The organism is Aquimonas voraii (genome assembly GCF_900101825.1).
Lineage (GTDB): Bacteria > Pseudomonadota > Gammaproteobacteria > Xanthomonadales > Xanthomonadaceae > Aquimonas > Aquimonas voraii.
In genome coordinates this window covers 127,875-145,488 of sequence record NZ_FNAG01000007.1, presented here as the reverse complement: position 1 = coordinate 145,488, position 17,614 = coordinate 127,875, and the positions used below count along the sequence as shown (strand labels likewise).

Here is a 17,614-nt window from a genome sequence, read left to right as displayed (position 1 = left end):
CCGCGGGAGCGCCACACGTTGTTCTTGCCGTTGGGTACCACCGACCGGACCGCGCTGCGGGAGCCCCGCCGCGCCCGTTCCGATCACCGTTCCGCTGCACACCCGGCCAGAACCTCGCCCAGCGAGGGAAGCGGTGGCTGCAGCGGCTGCCGCGATGCTGCGAATGCCGGCGCGGGATCCTTCCCGCCACCGGCGACCGTGATCGCGCGGCGCCCGCCAACGAGGGCGGCGCGCACTCGACTCTTGGTCACTCGAAACAGGCGAGACGCCGCCCCGCAGGGCCAGCAACGTGCGCCGATTTCGTACCGGAGCCATCCCTGGCCCCGCGCAGCGCAGGGGCCTCGCCCCCTGCCGCGTACATCCTGATCAAGCTGGATACCGCCGCAGCCGCTACCATGCACGCCCGCCTTGTAGCGGATCGACACCCGGCCTACGCGCCCTCCGATGCACGGAGCGCGAGCCGCCGAGTGAGCCATGGAGCAGCCCCGGAAACGACAAGGGCGCTGAAAAATCAGGACCTTATCGCGCGTGAAGTCTAGCAAGCCGGGTGTGGCCGCAGCAAACGAAACCGCCAAGCTGCCCACAGCGGGCGGCGTTCGCCTGGTGCAGGTGCCGGCCGACCGCGCCGGCCAGCGTCTCGACAACTTCCTGCTGGGCCAGCTCAAGGGCGCGCCGCGCTCCCTGATCTACCGCATTCTGCGCACCGGCGAGGTGCGGGTGAACGGCGGCCGCGCCAAACCCGATACCCGGCTCGAAGGCGGCGAAACCGTGCGCATTCCGCCGGTACGCCTGGCCGAGCCGGAGGCCCCACAGGAGGCACCGCGCAGCCAGCTGGAGCGGATCCGCGACAGCATCGTGTTCGAGGACCGCGCCCTGCTCGCGCTGGACAAGCCCAGCGGCATTGCCACCCACGGCGGCAGCGGGATCAGCTTCGGCGCCATCGAACTGCTGCGCCAGCTGCGACCGGGCGAGCCGCTGGAACTGGTGCATCGCCTGGATCGCGACACCTCGGGCCTGCTGGTGGTGGCCAAGAAGCGCTCGGCGCTGACCGAACTGCAGCGCTTGATCCGTGAGGGCAAGCTGGAGAAGCGCTACCTCACCCTGCTGGTGGGTGATATCGGCCCCAAGCCCTTCAGCGTGAACGCGCCGCTGCGCAAGTTCGAGCTGCAGGGCGGCGAGCGGATGGTCAGGGTCGACCCGGTCGAGGGCAAGGCCTCGCTCAGCCATTTCCGCCGTCTCGCCCTGCACGGTGGTCACAGCTACACCGAGGTGCGGATCGACACCGGCCGGACTCATCAGATCCGCGTGCATGCCCAACACAGCGGCCATCCGGTGGCGATGGACGAGAAGTACGGCGAGCGCGAGGCCAACAAGGCGCTGAAGTCCGTAGGCCTGAAGCGCCTGTTCCTGCACGCGGCGAGTCTGAAGTTCGCGCTGAAGGACGGCACTGAACCGTACTCGCTCAGCGCGCCGCTGCCTGCCGAACTGCAGGCCGTGCTGGACGCGCTTGACCGCTGAGCCGCTCTACAGCGGCGCGAATACATAGCGGCCGCCCACTTCCAGCGAGCGCAGCACGGCCTGCGGCAGCAGCGCGCTGGCCGCCAGTCCCAGCGACGCGTGCGACAGGATCTGCGGCAGCAGGCTGCCGTGCTTCAGCGCGATCCTGACCCAGGCCCAGCCGCCGAAGAGGCAGAGCGCCATCAGCTCGGCGTTCGGCAGATGCAGGGCGGCAAACAGCAGCCCGGCCACCGCGGCCGTCTGCACGTCCTTGCCGGGTTCGCGCAGATGCGGCAGCAGGAACAGCGCCAGCCAGGCCTGCTGCAGCGCGGCCCAGCCCAGATAGCGTCGGGCCCGCTCGACGTCGAGGCCGGCGGCCTCGGGCCCGTCGCCCGCCAGGCTCAGCAGGCCGAGCAGCACCAGCCCCGCGGCGGTGACCACCAGCGCCGAGCGCCAGGCGCGACGTGTACCCAGCAGCGTGGACCCAGGCGTCGAGGTGGGCGTCCGTTCCCACTGCGTGCGCGGTCCGAGCGGGCGCAGCCACCACAGCGCCAGCACCCAGCCGAGGATCAGCACGCCGTCGGCTGGCTGTGGCGGGAAGCGCGGCAGGCCCAGCGACAGCAGCAGGATGGGCAGGCCCGCGCCCATCGCGAGCGCCAGCCGCCGACGCCCCGGTGGCGCCAGCCAGCGCGCCGACAGCGCGCAACCCAGCACCAGCAGCGCAAGCACGACGGCCTGCGGAAGGGTCAGCGCGCGCATCGCCAGCACGCCGCCCACCAGCCATTCCGGTGCGTCTGCGCCGACCCGCGACTGCGGCGAATCGAGCAGGGCGGCATCGCGGTCGGCGAGCAGCTGCGAAGGCAGCAGGCGATGCGGCAGTTCCCGGCGCGGCGGCAGGCAGCGCTCCTCCACACAGCGCGGGTGCAGGCTCAGCGCACGCAGTTCGACCGTCTGGCCCGGCACGCCCTTGAGATGCAGGCGCAGCTGGGCGATCGGCGCATCCAGCGGCGGCAGCAGTGGGCCGAGATCCGTTTCGAAGGTGTTCGAAGCCGGGTCGAATCCCTCCGCCGTGCCGGCTCCGGAGGCGGGAGGCCAGGGCATCCACGGGCCGACCGGCAGGTCGGGGCGCAGGTCGCTGGTCGCCGCCAGTCGCCACTGCAGCGGCTGAGCGCTGCCAAGGCTCAGCCGCAAGCGCGGCAGCGTGTGCGGATCGACGCGCCGGCCGGAAAAACGCAGGCCGAGGTTGGCGTCGCCGTGGGTCAGGGTGAGGCTCAGGGCGTCGGCCGAGTACCTGCCGCGCGGGCGCAGCTGCCCGCCCAGCACAGGACCAACCAATACCTCGGGATCGCGGAAGTTCCAGTGGAAGGGCGACCCATCGTCGGCATACAGCGCGGACTGCGCGCGGGCCTCGGCCTCCAGCTGCGCCGCGCTGACCCAGGACAGCAGCCAGAGCAGGCCGAGCAGCATGGCACCGAGCCTGAGTGCGGCGATGAGCTTTCCGAACCTGGGCCCCGGCGGCATGTCGGGCCGACCCGGCCTTCAGCCGGCGCCGAACAGCCGCTCGGCCTTGGCCGCGCAGATGAGGTCGTTATCGGACAGCCCACCGACATCGTGGGTGGAATAGCGCACCACGCAGCGGTTGTAGTGCACCGACAGGTCGGGGTGGTGATCCTCGGCGTGGGCGATGTAGGCCAGCGCGTTCACGAAGGCCATGGTCCGGTAGTAGTCGTCGAAGGCGAAGGTCTTGCGGATCGCTGCACCGTCTTCGACTCGTTCCCAGCCGGGCAGGGCGGCCAGCGCCGCATTGATACGGCCGGCATCGACCAAGTGTTCGGCCCCGCGCAGGGGGCGGCAGCGCTGGGCGGCGAGTTCGGCGAGCGTGGTCATGGCGTGTCGCATCCGTTGGAAGCAAGGCCGCGGAGTATAGCCAGCGGTCGGCAAGCGCCCGATGCGCGTGTGGATCCCATCCAGGGCCGCGATCGGTTCGTCCTGCGCTGGGCTTGATCCGGCTCACGAAGCGTCCCGGAGCATGCGGTACCATTTCGGTCCCATTTCCGCGGGTGCCGTCGCGCCATGATCCAGATCACCACCGCCGCCCAGCAGTATTTCGTCCGTCTGATCCAGCAGCAGGGCGGTGACATCGCCGGCATCCGACTCTCGGCCGTGCGCGCCGGCACGCCCAGCGCCGACGCCAAGCTGGAGTTTGTCGAGGCGGTCGATCTCGACGGTGATGAGTGGGAAGTGCAGTGCGAGGGCTTCGTTCTTTATCTGCGCGCGGCCAGTGCCGAGTACTTCACCGACGCCGAGATCGACTTCGTCAGCGAAGCCACCGGCGGCCAGCTGACCGTACGCGCGCCGCGCATCAAGGGCGTGCCGCCCGGTGCCGAGGCCAGCCTGGTCGAGCGCGTGCAGCATGTCATCGATACCGAGATCAACCCCGGCGTGGCCAGCCATGGCGGCCGCGTCAGCCTTGAAGAGATCACCGCCGACGGCATCGTCGTGCTGCGCTTCGGCGGCGGCTGCCAGGGCTGCAAGCAGGTCGACTACACGCTCAAGAATGGCGTCGAGAAGACGCTCATGCAGCGCGTACCGGAAGTGCGCGCGGTGCGCGACGCGACGGATCATGCGAAGGGTGAGATGCCTTACTTTGCCTGAGCGGATCGCTCAGGCGAAGCGGGATTGGGGATTCGTAGAAGCGGGCGTTCGCCGATGCTAGCGCGCGGGGGATCGAGTGCCTTGCGCCTGTGCTCCGCTGTGCCTGGTCCTGGGTGATTTTTCCAGACAGGCGCAGCGCTTGCGCAGTTGGTGGCGTCGGGTGGGCAAACAACAACTGCCCTTGCGGCAAGGGGAGCGCCAAGACGAGAGCTCTGTCGAATCCCCAATCCCGAATCCCCAATCCCAGCTTCCAACCTACCGCCCCAACTCCAGCGATCCGAGCAGCACCCCGGCCTGCGTCCGGTTGCGCACGCCCAAACGCTCGAAGATCGCGCTGACGTGGGCTTTGACGGTGCGCTCCTGGATGCCAAGCGCGTCGGCGATCTGCTTGTTGAGCCGGCCTTGGGCCAGCAGTTGCAGCACGCGGATCTGCTGCGGGGTCAGCCGCGCCAGGCGGCTGGAGATGTCGCGGTCTTCGTCGCGCGCGGGCTGGGCTTCGACGGCGGATTTCAGCGCGGGCGGCAGCCAGGTCTCGCCGGACAGCACGGCATCAAGCGCGGCGCGGATGCCCTCCAGATCGAGGCTCTTGGGTACATAGCCGGCAGCGCCGTACGCAAGGGCGCGGCGCACGATGTCGGGGTCGTCCTGCGCGGACACCATCAGCACGACCACACCGGGGAACTCGCCGCGCAGGGCAGCCAGGCCCATCAGGCCCTGGCTGCCCGGCATGTTGAGGTCGAGCAGCAGCAGGTCGATCCCGGGATGCGCCAAGAGCTGCGCGCGCGCGGCATCCAGGCTGTCGGCCTCCAGCACCATGTGCGAATCGTCCAAGCCGCGCACGGCCTGGGTGAGCGCAGCACGGAACAGCGGGTGGTCGTCGGCGATCAGCAGGGTGCTCATGCCCGCGATGGTAGCCATCGACACGGCGAGCGTCGGTAGGGCAAAGGTCCAGTGAGTGCCCCGGCAATTCGCCCCAGTACGGTGAGCTGCCTGCGGGGCTGCACCAAACTGGGGCAATTTGCTGCTATGCCCTACGCGTCATAAGTCTAAAAAACAGAGACTTGGGGAGATTTGTGCTGCACTGCAGGAGCTGGCACGCCCTGTGCTGAAGCCCTCGTCGGGGATTCACACACAAGGGGAGCGCCCATGCGCAGGCAGCATCAGGAGATCCGCCGATGAAGCTGGTCACCGCCATCATCCGTCCGTTCAAGCTCGACGAAGTGCGTGAAGCGCTGTCGCAGGCCGGCGTGTCCGGCATCACCATCACCGAGGTCAAAGGCTTCGGTCGCCAGAAGGGCCACACCGAGCTCTATCGCGGCGCCGAGTACGTCGTCGACTTCCTGCCCAAGGTGAAGATCGAAACGGCCGTGTCCGAGGATCGGGTTGAAGTCGTCATCGAGGCGATCAGCCAGGCCGCCCGCACCGGCAAGACCGGTGACGGCAAGATTTTCGTCACGCCCATCGAACAGGTGGTCCGCATCCGCACCGGCGAAACCGGCACGGACGCGGTCTGATCCGCGCGCACAGGAGAAACCCATGACCACGAGCCACCTGTCCGCCCGTCTGCGTCGCGCGCTGTCGCCTTTGCTGTTGGCGGCGCTGCTGTCATTCACCCACTTCGCCATTGCGCAGGACGCCGCACCTGTTGCTGAACCTGCACCCGCTGCGGAGCAGGCCGCACCCGCGGAAGCAGCGCCCGCACCCGTCGCCGAGGCGGCAGCGGCCGAGCCCGCGCCGGCTGCAGCCGCTGAAGAGGCTGCGCCCGCGCCCACCGTCGACAAGGGCGACATCACCTGGATGCTGGTCGCCACCCTGCTGGTGGTGATGATGGCGGTGCCCGGTCTGGCCCTGTTCTACGGTGGCCTGGTGCGCTCCAAGAACATGCTGTCGGTGCTGATGCAGGTCACCACCGTGTTCTCGCTGATCCTCGTGCTGTGGGCGGTCTACGGCTACAGCCTCGCCTTCGTTGGCGGCAACGCCTGGATCGGCAGCCTCGATGCGCTGTTCCTGAAGGGCATCACCACGGACTCGCTGGCGGCCACCTTCACCGACGGCGTGATGATTCCCGAGCTGATCTTCGTGGCCTTCCAGTCGACCTTCGCCGGGCTCACCTGCGCGCTGATCGTGGGTGCCTTTGCCGAGCGCATGAAGTTCCTGTCGGTGCTGGTGTTCGCGGTGCTGTGGTTCTCGTTCTGCTACCTGCCGATCGCACACATGGTCTGGGCCGGCGGCGGCTACCTGTTCGAGAAGGGCGCGCTGGACTTCGCCGGCGGCACCGTGGTGCACATCAACGCCGGCGTGGCGGGCCTGGTCGCGGCCTACATGGTCGGCAAGCGTCTCGGCTATGGGCGTGAACATCTGACGCCGCACAACCTGGTGCTGACCATGGTCGGTGCCTCCCTGCTGTGGGTCGGCTGGTTCGGCTTCAACGCCGGTTCGAACCTCGAAGCCAATGGTGGCACCGCGCTGGCCTTCATCAATACGCTGATGGCGACGGCGGCAGCGGTGGTGGCCTGGTCGGCGGCCGAGGGCATCCTGCGCGGCAAGGCCTCCATGCTTGGTGGCGCGTCGGGTGCCGTGGCGGGTCTCGTGGCGATCACGCCGGCCTGCGGCAGCGTGGGGGTGATGGGCGCGATCGTCATCGGCCTGATCTCCGGCGTGGTGTGCTTCTGGGGCGTCACCGGCCTGAAGCGCCTGCTCAATGTCGACGACACCGCGGATGTGTTCGGCGTCCACGGCGTGGGTGGCATCGTCGGTGCGCTGCTGACCGGCGTCTTCGCAGCGCCCAGTCTGGGCGGCGGTGGCGCCGAGGACTTCTCGATCGCCGCGCAGGTGCTGATCCAGGCCGAGGCCGTGATCATCACCATCGTCTGGTCGGCGGTCGTCACCTTCGTGGCGCTCAGCCTGATCCGTGTGGTGCTGGGTCTGCGCGTCAGCGACGACGAGCAGCGCGAGGGTCTCGACCTGAGCGCCCACGGCGAGTCGGCGTACAACTGAGTCGACGCGCCGCGCTGGCCGGTCGGGGGATTGGGTCAGCGCAGCGCTCAGGGGGAGGAAGCGGAGCGGGCAGGGACGCCCTGATCATCGGAAGCCGGCACCCGAAGCCGCACTTCCGCACCGAGCACGACTGTCGTTCGCGGGGGCTGCGACAGTCTGGCCAGAGGGCGAAGCCGGGCGACCGGCTTCGCCCTCACTTTTTGAAGCCGGGATTCGGGATTCGGGATTCGGGATTCGGGATTCGGGATTCGGGATTCGGGATTCGGGATTCGGGATTCGCGAAAGTGGCCGGGTACGGGCTTCCAATCCCCGATGCCCTCGCGCTGGCGCAGAGTGCCCGGGCGCCCAGCGGCATGCGGACCCATGCTCGGCGAGCGCCGTTTCGCTCCTAATCCCCGCGCTTGCGCAACCTGCGCAGGATCTCCTTGCGCGCTTCGCGCAGCACCGAGTCGCGGTCCAGGCCTTCAACGATTTCGGCGACCACGCGTTTCGGCCCCTTGTCGCCCCAGCTCTTGCCCTGGGCCAGATAGCGTTCGGCCGAACGTGCGACCAGCAGGGTGGCGTACCAAGCCAGGGCGCCCTGGGCGGCAGCGGTGAGGGCGGTGGAGAGGCCGGCGCTCATGCCCTTCAGCGCCGAGGCCACCAGATGCACGCCCCAGATCGCACCCATCAGGGCCGCCAGCTGGGCGATGACCGTCGCCAGCAGGCGGCTGGCTTCGGCGCGGCTCATCGGCAGCGCGTAGATCTTCGACAGATGCACGACGAGGGCGACGTCGAGCGCCGCCGCGGCGAGCAGGTCGGCGACGGGCACCGGGTTCAACGCCACGGCCACGCCTTTCGCCAGGCAGTAGCTGCGGGTAATGCGCGCGGCCAGCTCGGCGCGCAGGCGGGTCAGGCGCTCGCCGACGCTGTCGGCGAGGTCGCCGGCGAACAGCGCGGCATTCAGCGCGGCCAGGGCCTTGCCCTCGGATTCCAGAATTGCAAACACGCGCGCGCGCACTTCGCTGACATCGACCTCGCGCGGCCGCGTGTCGAGCTGTTCGCGACCCTGCGCGTCGACCCGCAGCACGCGCTCCGGCGCGGGCTGGGCGCGGGCCAGCAGCAGGTTCTCGGGCTGAACGATGCCGCGGGTGTGTTCGAGCAGGCGCGCACGCAAGGTGTCGAGCTCGTCGGCGCGGTAGCGGTCGGCCTTGTTGAGCACCAGCAGCAGCGGGCGCTGCTGGGCAGCGAGCAGGCGCAGGGCGTCGAGCTCGACCTGGGTGAGGTCGCCATCGACCACGAACAGGATCAGGTCGGAGCGCCGCGCCACCTCGAAGGCCAGCTTCTCGCGCGCTTCGCCCGAGAGCTCGTTGATGCCCGGCGTATCGATCAGCTGCACGCCATGGGCGGCGGCTTCGCGCCAGGCCTGCTGCCCGCGCGCGGTGGTGGTGCCGTGCAGGACACCGGTCTCGAAGGCCTGGGTGCCGGCCAGCGCATTGAGCAGCGAGCTCTTGCCGACGCTGACCCGGCCGAAGGCGGCGAGGTGGATCTGGCCCTGCTCCAGTCGGCCGAGCATGGCTTCGACCTCGGCGTAATCCGCCGCCAGCTCGCTGCGGATCTCGGCCGGAATCGCGGGGTCGTCAAGCAGGCTGCGCAGGCTGTCGGCCGCGCGCAGCAGGGGGTCGCCCTCGGCTTTGGCCGTGGCCTCCTCGCCGCGCCGGAAAGGGGCGGCGAGGCGCTGCATCCAGCGGCTCAGGCGCGAGGCCATCAGCGGCTGAGCTTCAGCTCGGTCTCGACCTTGACGCCGTGGGCAATGGTGTCGGGGTCCTCCCAGTCACCGCCGCCGACGCCGAAGGCGATGCGGTCGAGTTGGGCGCTGCCCTTGAGCGTGGCGCTGTCGCCTTCGGTCTCGAAGCTGAAGACCAGTTCGACCGGCTGCTGCACGCCGCGCAGCTCCAGCGTGCCCAGCGCGACGAAGCCGCCGTCGCGCGCTTCGAAACGCTCGGCGTGGTAACGCGCCTTGGGAAAGCCTTCGACGTTGAAGAAATCCTCGCCGACCAGATAGCCGTCCCACTCCTCATCGCCGGTGCTGACGCTGGCGAGTTCGATCTCGACATCGAAACGCGCCGACGCGAGATCCGCGGCATCGAAACGGATGCTGGGGGTGAAGCGGTTGAAGCGGCCGTCGATGGGGCCTTCGCTGTATTCGGCGACGAAGGCGAGCTTCGAAGCCGCGGGGTCGACGGTCCAGTCGCTGGCGAGGGTGGGCAGGGCGACAGCGGTGAGCAGCAACAGGGCGAACAGCCGGTTCATGCGGATTCCTTGGGCAAAGGGGGGATGGGGCGTCAGGGGGCGGGAGTGCGCTTGGCGGCGTCCGCGCCCGCTTCGGATACGCGCGTGGGGTGTGCCGTGGACGCAGCCTCGGGCTGCGCCGACGGGCCGGCGTCGCTCGCCGACGCCGGGCTCGCCGGCGCTGCGGGCGAGGACAGGCCCGGCAGCATCCGCGCCAGGGTCGCATCGCGATCGAAGAAGTGGTGCTTGAGCGCGGCGGCCACGTGCAGCGCAATCAACACCGCGCCGGCATAGAACAGGCTCTCGTGCACGTCACCGGCCAGCGCGCGCAGTTTTTGCGGCGTGTCGATGAAACCCGGCGCGTCGAAGCCGATGAGGCTGTAGGTCTGGGTCTCGCGGTCGAGTGCGGTGAGGCTGGGGATCTTGAACACGCCGAACCAGTCGAGCGGCCGGCGCGCGGCGGAGTTGTACAGCCAGCCGGAGATCGGCATCACCAGCATGGCGACATAGATCAGCGCATGCGCGCCGCTGGAGGCCAGGCGCTGCCAGGCAGGCATGCCGGCGGGGTAGGGCGGGCGGCGGTCGACCAGCCGCCAGAGCAGGCGCAGCACCACGAGGCCGAGCACGCTCATGCCCAGCGACTTGTGCAGGCTGTAGTACCAGAGCGCATCGACGTCCTCCATGGTGAGGCCGACGAAGGCGGTGGCGAGGATGGCGAGCGCGGTCGCCCAGTGGAAGAACTGGCTGCCCCAGCCCCAGGTGGCGTCAGTGCTGCGCAGTGGCATGGTCGTGGGCCTCGTCGGTGTCGGGTGGCGGTGGAGCTGCGGGTGCTGAGTCCGCCGGAGTCGGCGCCTTGGCCTCGTTCGGGTCAGCGCTGTCCGGCGCATCGCGCGCGTCGGCTTTGCCTGCGCTTGCGCTGCCGCGCTCGTCGCCATCGCGCTCGCTGCGACGCTGCCGGCGGGCTTCGACTTCGATCCACACCTCGACCGCGTTGCCGACTGCGCCGGCATGCCGGTCCATGCCGAAGTCGCGGCGGTCGAGGGTGGCGGTGGCCGAGGCACCGAGGCTGTGGCGCGGGACGTAGGGCAGATCGCGGCCGAGGCGGTTGATGCGCGCGGCCAGGGTGACCGGCACGCGCTCCCCGCGCAGTTCGAGCTGTCCCTCGATGCGGAGTTCCCCGTTCGCGCCCGGCTGCACTGTGGTCGAGATGAAGCGCGCGGTCGGATGGCGTTCGCTGTCGAAATAGTCGCGCCGCGCCATGCGGCGGTTCCAGTCGGCATCGCCGAAGTCGAGCCGATCGAGCGGCAGCTCAACCTCGACCGTGGCGGTTTCAGGCGCTTCGGGGGCGTAGTCGATGAAGCCCCGCGGTGCTGACAGCGTGGCCATGGCCTGGGCGAAGCCGGCATGGGACACGCGGATCAGCACGCGGCTGTGCACCGGGTCGATGACATAGCGCTCGGCCTGGGCGGCGCAGGCCGCGGCCAGAAGGATCGCTGCGCTGACGATGCCTTTCATCGCTGCACCTCACGTTCGCCGCGAATCGCTTCGATGCCCAGCGCCGCCAGCCGCTTCAGGGCTTCTGCGCGCGGCGCGGCCAGCTGCTTCTCGAAGGCATCCAGGGTGGCGCTGCGGTCGAGCGCACTGCCCTGGGCGAGGGCCTCGGCGGCCGCCCGTCCCAGCGCATCGAACAGCAGGCCATAGGCGACCGCATGAACGAGGCCGCCGCCGAGCGTGCCCAGACCGGGAAAGGCCTTCAGCGCATTGCCGGCGATCGCCAGCAGCACCGCGCTATGGCTGCGCACGCGGCCGCCGGCGGCCTTCAGGAAGGCATCGACGTCGAGATCGCGCAGGCTGCGGCCGTGCAGTCGGGCGAGCTCGTGCAGCATCGCCGCGGCCAGCCCGCCCTGGATGATCAGGTCGGTGCCGGGGGCAACGGTGGCGAGTGCTGCCACCAGCGCGCGGCGGGTGTAGCGGCGCAGGATGGCCTCGGCTTCGCGCCCGCGCGCCGCCAGCTCGGCGGCGGCCATGCGCGCGTCGAGCGCGGCCAGCGTTGCCGCTTCGCGAGCGGGCTCGAGCTGTCCGGTTTCGATGCGCGCCAGCGCACGCAGGGCCTGCGGCAGCTCGCCGAGATCGGCGGGGCGTTCGCGTTCGACCGTGGTCTCGCGGCCGTCGGTCTCGATCCGCTGCAGCTGCTCGCGATGTCCAGCGCTGACCGCCAGCACGCGCAGTCCAAGGTCCGCATAGCGCTGCCGCAGATGCGCCAGCAGGGCGGTGCGCTCGCCGTCGGCGTAGCGATCGGATTTGTTCAGCAGCAGGAACAGCGGGCGGCCGAAGCGGGCGAGCGCGCGCAGGTCGGCATCCTGGCCGCGGGTCAGGTCGCCCTCGCAGACATACAGCAGGGCGTGCGCTCGCGCGGCCTCGGCACGGGCGAGTTCCGACAGCGGTTGGCCGTCCGCACCGTGGGTGCCGGGCACGTCGGCGAGCTCAAGCGGATGGCCTTCGAACAGGGCGCGGTGATGGCGGACGTCGGTGGTCGAACCGCCGCGCACGTCGACGGCGACTTCAGCGCCCGGCACCAGCGCGCGCAGCAGGCTGCTCTTGCCGGCGGAGATGTCGCCGAACAGGGCCAGCTGCAGCACCCCGCGGGCACGCCTTGCGTCCAGCTCCGTCAGCTCGCCGCGGGCGAAATCGGCCGGCTCGCCCAGCGCCTCGAGCGCTTCGAGACGCGCTTCGATGCGCGCGCGATCGATCGGTTCGGCGCGCGGCGCCCGGCCCGGGCCGCCGCGCAAGAGGCGCAGGGCGAGCCAGGCGCCGGCCGCACCAAACACTGCCAATACAGCGAGCAGCGCGCCGCGGATCCAAGCCGGCAGCGCCTGCAGCTGCGCCCATACGTCGAGGCTGCGCTCCAGCAGGGCCAGGCCCAGGTACAGCAGGGCCGCCGTTGCCACGAGGGCGAGCAGGGCCAGCAGCAGTCGCAGGGGATCACCGGGTCGGCGCACGCGGATACGGTCTCGTGGAGGCGGCGGGTCGATTCTACGGACCGCGGCCGTCACCGTGGCATCAGGGCCCGTTGCCCTGCTGCAACGGCGCGTTGCAGCAGGGCCTGTGGCAGGATGCGCGCTCAAGCGATTGATCAGGTCTTGAACCGATGCGCTTTCCGCGTTGCCTCTGCGCCTTGAGTCTTCTCCTTGTTGTCGGCGCGTCCGCCTGGGCGGCGCCGCCGCTGCCGGAGACGCCCCTGTTCGACAGCTTCGGCACCGCCGACGGCCTGCCCTCCAGCAAGGTGTACGCGCTGGCGCAGGATCGCGAGGGCTTCCTGTGGATCGGCAGCGTCGAGGGCCTGGCCCGCTACGACGGCGTCGGTTTCGAGATCTTCCGCCACGCTTCCGACGACCCGTACTCGCTGCCGGCCAACAATGCCCAGGCCCTGCATGTGGATCGCGAGGGCCGGCTCTGGGTGGCCACCGAGGGCGGTGGTTTGAGCCGGCTGGAATCGCAGCGCCCGGCGCGCTTCCGCCACTTCAATCGCAGCACCGATCCGCGCATCGAAGCCGACGACGTGTTCGCGATCAGCAGCGATGGCGACGGCAGCCTCTGGTTCGGCGGCTTCCGCACCGGGCTTTACCGCATGCACATCGCGCGCGGCGAGTTGGAGGTGTTCCGCCACGATCCGGCGCGCGCCGACAGCCTCGGCGGCGACACCGTGCTGTCCTTGCTGCATGCCCGCGACGGCACGCTGTGGATCGGCACGACCGGCGGCCTGTGCCGGCCGCGCGGTGCGGGTTTCGACTGCCATCGCCCGCCGTCCGAGTCGGCGCGCGGGCATTGGGTCTGGCAGCTCGCCGAGCGCGCCGACGGCGGCCTTCACGTGGGTACCACGGATGCGCTCTGGCGCTTGGAACTGGTCGGCGAGACGGCCCGCTTCGAGCGTTGGAGTGGCTTGCCCAGCGCCAACGTGCTTTCGATCCTCGACGAGGGCGACGGCCACCTCTGGGTTGGAATGTCGACCGGGCTGCAAAGCCTGCGCGGGCACGACTGGATCGCCGCCGAGGTGCAGCCCGGCCTGCGCGGGGCGTTCCCCGGGCGGATGGTGATGTCGATCTTGCGCGATCATGAGGACGGCCTGTGGTTTGCGTCCGACGGCGGTGGTCTGGCACGCCTGCCGCCGGCCTGGCGCGATTTCAGCGTGCTGCGTCGCGAGCCCGAACGCGGTGGCTCGGTGCCGCTCAGCCTGGCCGAGGCGCGCGACGGCGGCCTGCTGGTAGTGGGGCATGCCTTCGAGCTCGAGCGTCTCGACCTTGTCAGCGGTGAGATCCGTACCCTGCGGGCAGGCGATGACCTGCCGCCCAACCGTCCACGCGCGGTGCTGGAGCGCGCTGACGGCAGCCTCTGGCTGGGCCTCATGGATGGCCTGCTGATCCGCTTCGCCGACGGTCGCGAACAGCGCTTCGGCACCGCCGGCGAGGATCCCGTGCCGAGCGGTGAGGTCGACCATTTGCTGGAAACGCCCGAGGGCATCTGGCTGGGCGTGATTGGCGGGGGGCTGCAGTTGCGCGATCCGCAGGGGCGTGTGCTGCGCGGGTTCGGCGGCCCCGAGTCCGGCGGCGCCCTGGTCGAGACCGAGCATCTGGCGCGTGCACCGGACGGCGCGATCTGGTGGGCCGGCCCCGGCGGCTTGTATCGCCGCCCGCCGGAGGGCGGCGAGTTCGTGCCGGTGCCCGGCTCGCCAGCGACCCGCATCTTCGGCTTCGCTTTCAGCGGCGGCGACGAGCTCTGGCTGCACCACCTGACCGGCCTGGAACGGCATCGCTGGGATGGATCTGCGCTGGCGCGCATCGAGGGCATCGGCGCCCAGGCCGGGTTGCCCGAGGTCGAGTCCGGAGGGCTGGTCGTGCTGCCCGAGGGCGAAGTCTGGCTGACCACGGGGCGCGGCCTGTTCCGCTATCGGCCACCGCGCGAGGGCGAACTCGCCGAGCTGCGCCAGTTCACCGAGCGCAATGGCCTGCCGAGCAGCGAGTTCCGCAACCGTCAGGCGCCACTGCTGACCGCCGACGGCTACATCGCGGCGCTGACCCTGGGCGGCGTGGTGGTGTTCGACCCCGCGCGCCTGCGTGGCCCGGCCAAGCCCTCGCCCCTGCACTGGCATGAGGCCTCGGTGATCCGCAGGGGCGAGCGCATCGAGCTGCCGGCGGGACCGATCCAGCTCCGCCACGGCGATCGCGATTTGCGCATCGGCCTGCGACTCTTGTCCTTCGCCGATCCGCGCACGCATGCCTACCGTTTCAAGCTCGAAGGCGTCGACCCTGGTTGGATCGAGACCGGCAACGTGCCCGAGCGCGCCTACGCGCAGCTGCCGGCGGGTCGCTTCCGCCTGCACGTGAGCGCCGCGGGCGCGGACGGTCGCTGGCTGCCGGTACAGAGTCGCGACATCATGGTCGCCTCGCCCTGGTGGTGGACGCCCGCCGCCTGGCTGGCCTATGCCCTGCTGGCGCTGGCGAGCACGGCGCTGGCGGTGCTGGGCTATCGACGCCGGCTGGCTGCCCGCTACCGTCTGCGCATGGCGGAACAGGCCCAGCGCCTGGCCCAGGAGGCCTCCGAGGCCAAGGGCCGCTTCCTCGCCACCCTCGGGCATGAGGTGCGCACGCCGATGGCCGGCCTGCTCGGTATGAACGCCCTGCTGTTGGCTTCGCCTCTGAGTCCCGAGCAGCGGCGCCAGGCCGAGGCGGTCCGCCGGTCCGGCCAGATGATGCTGCGGCTGGTGAACGAGGCGCTGGACATGGCGCGGATCGAGGCCGGTCGGCTGGAGCTGCTTCCGCAGCCGGTCGACCTGCCGGGTCTACTGGCCGAGGTGGCGGAGCTGCAGCGTCCGCTGGCGCAGGCGAAGGGCCTGCAGTTCGCGTTGCAGCTCGACCCCGCGGCCGCGCTGCGGGTCGAGGTCGATCCGCTGCGCCTGCAGCAGATCCTGCTGAACCTGCTGGGCAATGCGATCAAGTTCACCCGCGAGGGGCGGGTGCAGCTGGCGCTGACGGCGAACGGGTTCGAGACCGATGGGCGCCTCCGGCTGTGCTTCGCGGTGCAGGACACCGGGCCGGGCCTGAGCGCCTCGCAGCTGTCCGCTCTGTTCCAGCCCTTCGCGCAGGTCGATGGCGAGCGCACCGCCCGCGAGCACGGCGGCAGTGGCCTCGGCCTGTCGATCAGCCGCCAATTGGCCGAGGCCATGGGCGGGCGGGTCGGCGCCAGCAGCGAGCCCGGCATTGGCAGCTGCTTCACCCTCGAACTCAGCCTGCCGGTGCACGGCCCCGCGACCGCGAGCCAGCCCGCGCCCGAACCTGAGATCGCGCCGACGGCGCTGGGCCTCAGGGTGCTGCTGGTCGAGGACCATCCCGATGTGGCCGAAGCGCTGGTCGGGTTGATGCAGGCCTGGGGCTGCCGCGTGCAGCGCGCCGCGCACGCCCTCGCAGCGCTGCCGCTGCTGGAGACGCAGGCTTTCGATGTCGCGGTGCTCGACATCGATCTGCCGGCCGTCGATGGCTTCGAGCTTGCCGGGCTGCTGAAGGGGCGGGTCCCGCGCCTGGTCGCGCTGACCGCCCGCGCGGATGCCGAAAGCGAGGCCCAGGCCGCGCGCGCGGGCTTCGATCGCTTCCTGCGCAAGCCGGCGGAGGCCGAGGCCCTGCGCGCCGCACTTCGCGCCGACGCCTAGGACACGGCTGGGGGATCGAGTGCGTCTGCGCGCCCAGGAAGGCGCGCCCCGCAGATCACGCATGCAAGCGCGTGATCCTGCGCCAGCGAGTCCGGGCATGCGCCGGACTCGCGAACAGTGAGCCGAGCCGGGTGGACAGGAGGAGCGCTGCCACGGCGCGTAAGCAGGGCGCTCAGCGCGGCCTGGCGCTGAGTGTATGCACCGCCTCGACCAGCGCGGCCACGTGCTCCGGGTTCATGTCCGGCGAGACGCCGTGACCCAGGTTGAAGACATGGCCGGGGCCTTCGCCGTAAGAGGCCAGCGTCGCCGCGACTTCGCTGCGGATGACTTCGGGTTCGGCATAGAGCACGCAGGGGTCGAGATTGCCCTGCAGCGCCACGCGGCCGCCGGTGCGCGCGCGTGCCTCGGAAAGATCGGTCAGCCAGTCCACGCCTAGGGCCTCGGCGCCGGTGTCGGCCAGTTCACCGAGGTAGGCGCCGTTGCCGCGGCCGAACAGGATCAGCGGCGTGCGCTCCGCCCCTTCGCCGCGGTCCAGGGCTTCGGCGATGCGCTTCAGGTAGCGCAGCGAGAACTCGCGGTACAGGCGCGGGCTCAGGACCCCGCCCCAGGTGTCGAAGACCTGCAGGGCCTGTGCGCCAGCGGCGCGCTGCGCGGCGAGGTAGGCGATCACGGCATCCGTGGTGACCTCCAGCAGGCGGTGCAGGGCGGCCGGCGCGTTCAGCGCCATCGCCTTGATCTTCGAGAAATTGTCCGAGCCGCCGCCTTCGATCATGTAGCAGGCCAGGGTCCACGGGCTGCCGGAGAACCCGATCAGCGGCACGCGCCCATGAAGTTCACGGCGGATCAGGGTCACCGCGTCCATCACATAGCCGAGGTCCTGCGCCATGTCGGGCACGGCGAGCTTGGCGATGTCGGCCTCGCTGCGCACGGGGCGCTCGAACTTCGGCCCTTCGCCTTCGGCGAAATACAGGCCGAGGCCCATCGCGTCAGGCACGGTCAGGATGTCGGAAAACAGGATGGCCGCGTCCAGCGGGAAGCGCTCCAGCGGCTGCAGGGTGACCTCGCAGGCGAAGTCGGGGTTTTTGGCCATGGCCAGGAAGCTGCCCGCGCGGGCGCGGCTGGCGCGGTATTCCGGCAGGTAGCGGCCGGCTTGGCGCATGATCCAGATCGGCGTGCAGTCCACGGGTTCACGGCGCAGGGCGCGCAGGAAGCGGTCGTTCTTCAGGGGTTCGAAAGTCATCGACGCGGCGCCTCCGCGCCTTCGGAAAAGGTGATGCGGAAGCCGCGCTTCAACTGGGCATCGCGGGCGGCCTCGAAGGCGGCGAGCGCCTCGGTCTGGCCGGGATAGACCTCGCGCTTGGTGCTGGCGCGGCCGCCGACCTGGCCGCTCTCGCGGTGCAGCCACCAGCTGCCGAGCAGGTCTTTTTCCAGCGTGAGCTTGAGGTAGCGGGTGGGCTCGCCGGCGGCCGGCGGCTGCTGCAGGAAGATTCGCAT

Annotated in this window: 15 protein-coding genes; 5 read left to right on the top strand and 10 right to left on the bottom strand. The window is 70.4% G+C overall.

Annotated elements, in window-relative coordinates; all coding sequences use genetic code 11:
- The first annotated feature begins 549 nt into the window (after nucleotides 1-549).
- A complete protein-coding gene (locus BLP83_RS12480; protein ID WP_091243259.1) occupies nucleotides 550-1,518 on the top strand; it encodes an RluA family pseudouridine synthase in 969 nt (322 codons plus the stop codon).
- A 6-nt stretch (nucleotides 1,519-1,524) separates the two neighbouring features.
- Here the strand turns inward: BLP83_RS12480 and BLP83_RS12475 are convergent, their stop codons facing one another.
- On the bottom strand, nucleotides 1,525-2,964 hold the full coding sequence (locus BLP83_RS12475) for a CPBP family intramembrane glutamic endopeptidase (protein WP_176764175.1): 1,440 nt from the start codon (nucleotides 2,962-2,964) through the stop codon (nucleotides 1,525-1,527).
- 72 nt (nucleotides 2,965-3,036) lie between these two features.
- Complete coding sequence (locus tag BLP83_RS12470; protein WP_091243254.1) at nucleotides 3,037-3,384, bottom strand: 4a-hydroxytetrahydrobiopterin dehydratase; 348 nt, start codon at nucleotides 3,382-3,384, stop codon at nucleotides 3,037-3,039.
- Between the two features lie 186 nt (nucleotides 3,385-3,570).
- On the opposite strand from BLP83_RS12470, the gene BLP83_RS12465 reads away from it, so the two are divergent.
- Entirely contained in the window at nucleotides 3,571-4,152 is a 582-nt protein-coding gene (locus BLP83_RS12465; RefSeq protein WP_091243250.1) for an NfuA family Fe-S biogenesis protein, read from the top strand.
- 255 nt (nucleotides 4,153-4,407) lie between these two features.
- Here the strand turns inward: BLP83_RS12465 and BLP83_RS12460 are convergent, their stop codons facing one another.
- Nucleotides 4,408-5,052 carry a response regulator gene (locus tag BLP83_RS12460; RefSeq protein ID WP_091243246.1) on the bottom strand — a complete coding sequence of 215 codons (645 nt, stop codon included), beginning with the start codon at nucleotides 5,050-5,052 and terminating at the stop codon, nucleotides 4,408-4,410.
- Nucleotides 5,053-5,327: 275 nt separating this feature from the next.
- On the opposite strand from BLP83_RS12460, the gene BLP83_RS12455 reads away from it, so the two are divergent.
- Both BLP83_RS12455 and BLP83_RS12450 read left to right on the top strand, forming a co-directional pair.
- Complete coding sequence (locus BLP83_RS12455) at nucleotides 5,328-5,666, top strand: P-II family nitrogen regulator (protein ID WP_091243244.1); 339 nt, start codon at nucleotides 5,328-5,330, stop codon at nucleotides 5,664-5,666.
- 22 nt (nucleotides 5,667-5,688) lie between these two features.
- The gene (locus BLP83_RS12450) at nucleotides 5,689-7,149 is read left to right on the top strand and encodes an ammonium transporter (protein ID WP_091243241.1); all 1,461 of its coding nucleotides are present in this window, start codon (nucleotides 5,689-5,691) and stop codon (nucleotides 7,147-7,149) included.
- 388 nt (nucleotides 7,150-7,537) lie between these two features.
- Here BLP83_RS12450 and BLP83_RS12445 read toward each other — a convergent pair whose 3' ends face one another.
- The 5 genes from BLP83_RS12445 to BLP83_RS12425 are packed head-to-tail and all read right to left on the bottom strand — an operon-like array spanning nucleotide 7,538 to nucleotide 12,419.
- A complete protein-coding gene (locus BLP83_RS12445; protein WP_091243240.1) occupies nucleotides 7,538-8,896 on the bottom strand; it encodes a GTP-binding protein in 1,359 nt (452 codons plus the stop codon).
- Entirely contained in the window at nucleotides 8,896-9,441 is a 546-nt protein-coding gene (locus BLP83_RS12440) for a YceI family protein (RefSeq protein ID WP_091243237.1), read from the bottom strand. The genes BLP83_RS12445 and BLP83_RS12440 overlap by 1 nt, the downstream gene beginning before the upstream one ends.
- 32 nt (nucleotides 9,442-9,473) lie before the next feature.
- Nucleotides 9,474-10,205, bottom strand: a complete 732-nt coding sequence (locus BLP83_RS12435) for a cytochrome b (protein WP_176764174.1) — start codon at nucleotides 10,203-10,205, stop codon at nucleotides 9,474-9,476.
- Nucleotides 10,186-10,935: a YceI family protein gene (locus BLP83_RS12430; protein WP_091243234.1), complete on the bottom strand. Its 750-nt coding sequence runs from the start codon at nucleotides 10,933-10,935 to the stop codon at nucleotides 10,186-10,188. The genes BLP83_RS12435 and BLP83_RS12430 overlap by 20 nt, the downstream gene beginning before the upstream one ends.
- Nucleotides 10,932-12,419, bottom strand: a complete 1,488-nt coding sequence (locus BLP83_RS12425; RefSeq protein WP_176764173.1) for a GTPase — start codon at nucleotides 12,417-12,419, stop codon at nucleotides 10,932-10,934. The genes BLP83_RS12430 and BLP83_RS12425 overlap by 4 nt, the downstream gene beginning before the upstream one ends.
- A 176-nt stretch (nucleotides 12,420-12,595) precedes the next feature.
- Between BLP83_RS12425 and BLP83_RS12420 the strand changes: the two genes are divergently transcribed.
- Nucleotides 12,596-16,120: a hybrid sensor histidine kinase/response regulator gene (locus BLP83_RS12420; RefSeq protein WP_176764172.1), complete on the top strand. Its 3,525-nt coding sequence runs from the start codon at nucleotides 12,596-12,598 to the stop codon at nucleotides 16,118-16,120.
- A 172-nt stretch (nucleotides 16,121-16,292) separates the two neighbouring features.
- On the opposite strand, the gene hemE is transcribed toward BLP83_RS12420, so the two are convergent.
- Entirely contained in the window at nucleotides 16,293-17,360 is a 1,068-nt protein-coding gene (gene hemE, locus BLP83_RS12415) for a uroporphyrinogen decarboxylase (protein ID WP_091243227.1), read from the bottom strand.
- The gene (locus BLP83_RS12410; RefSeq protein ID WP_091243225.1) at nucleotides 17,357-17,614 is read right to left on the bottom strand and encodes a WGR domain-containing protein; all 258 of its coding nucleotides are present in this window, start codon (nucleotides 17,612-17,614) and stop codon (nucleotides 17,357-17,359) included. Before BLP83_RS12410 ends, hemE begins: the two co-directional genes overlap by 4 nt.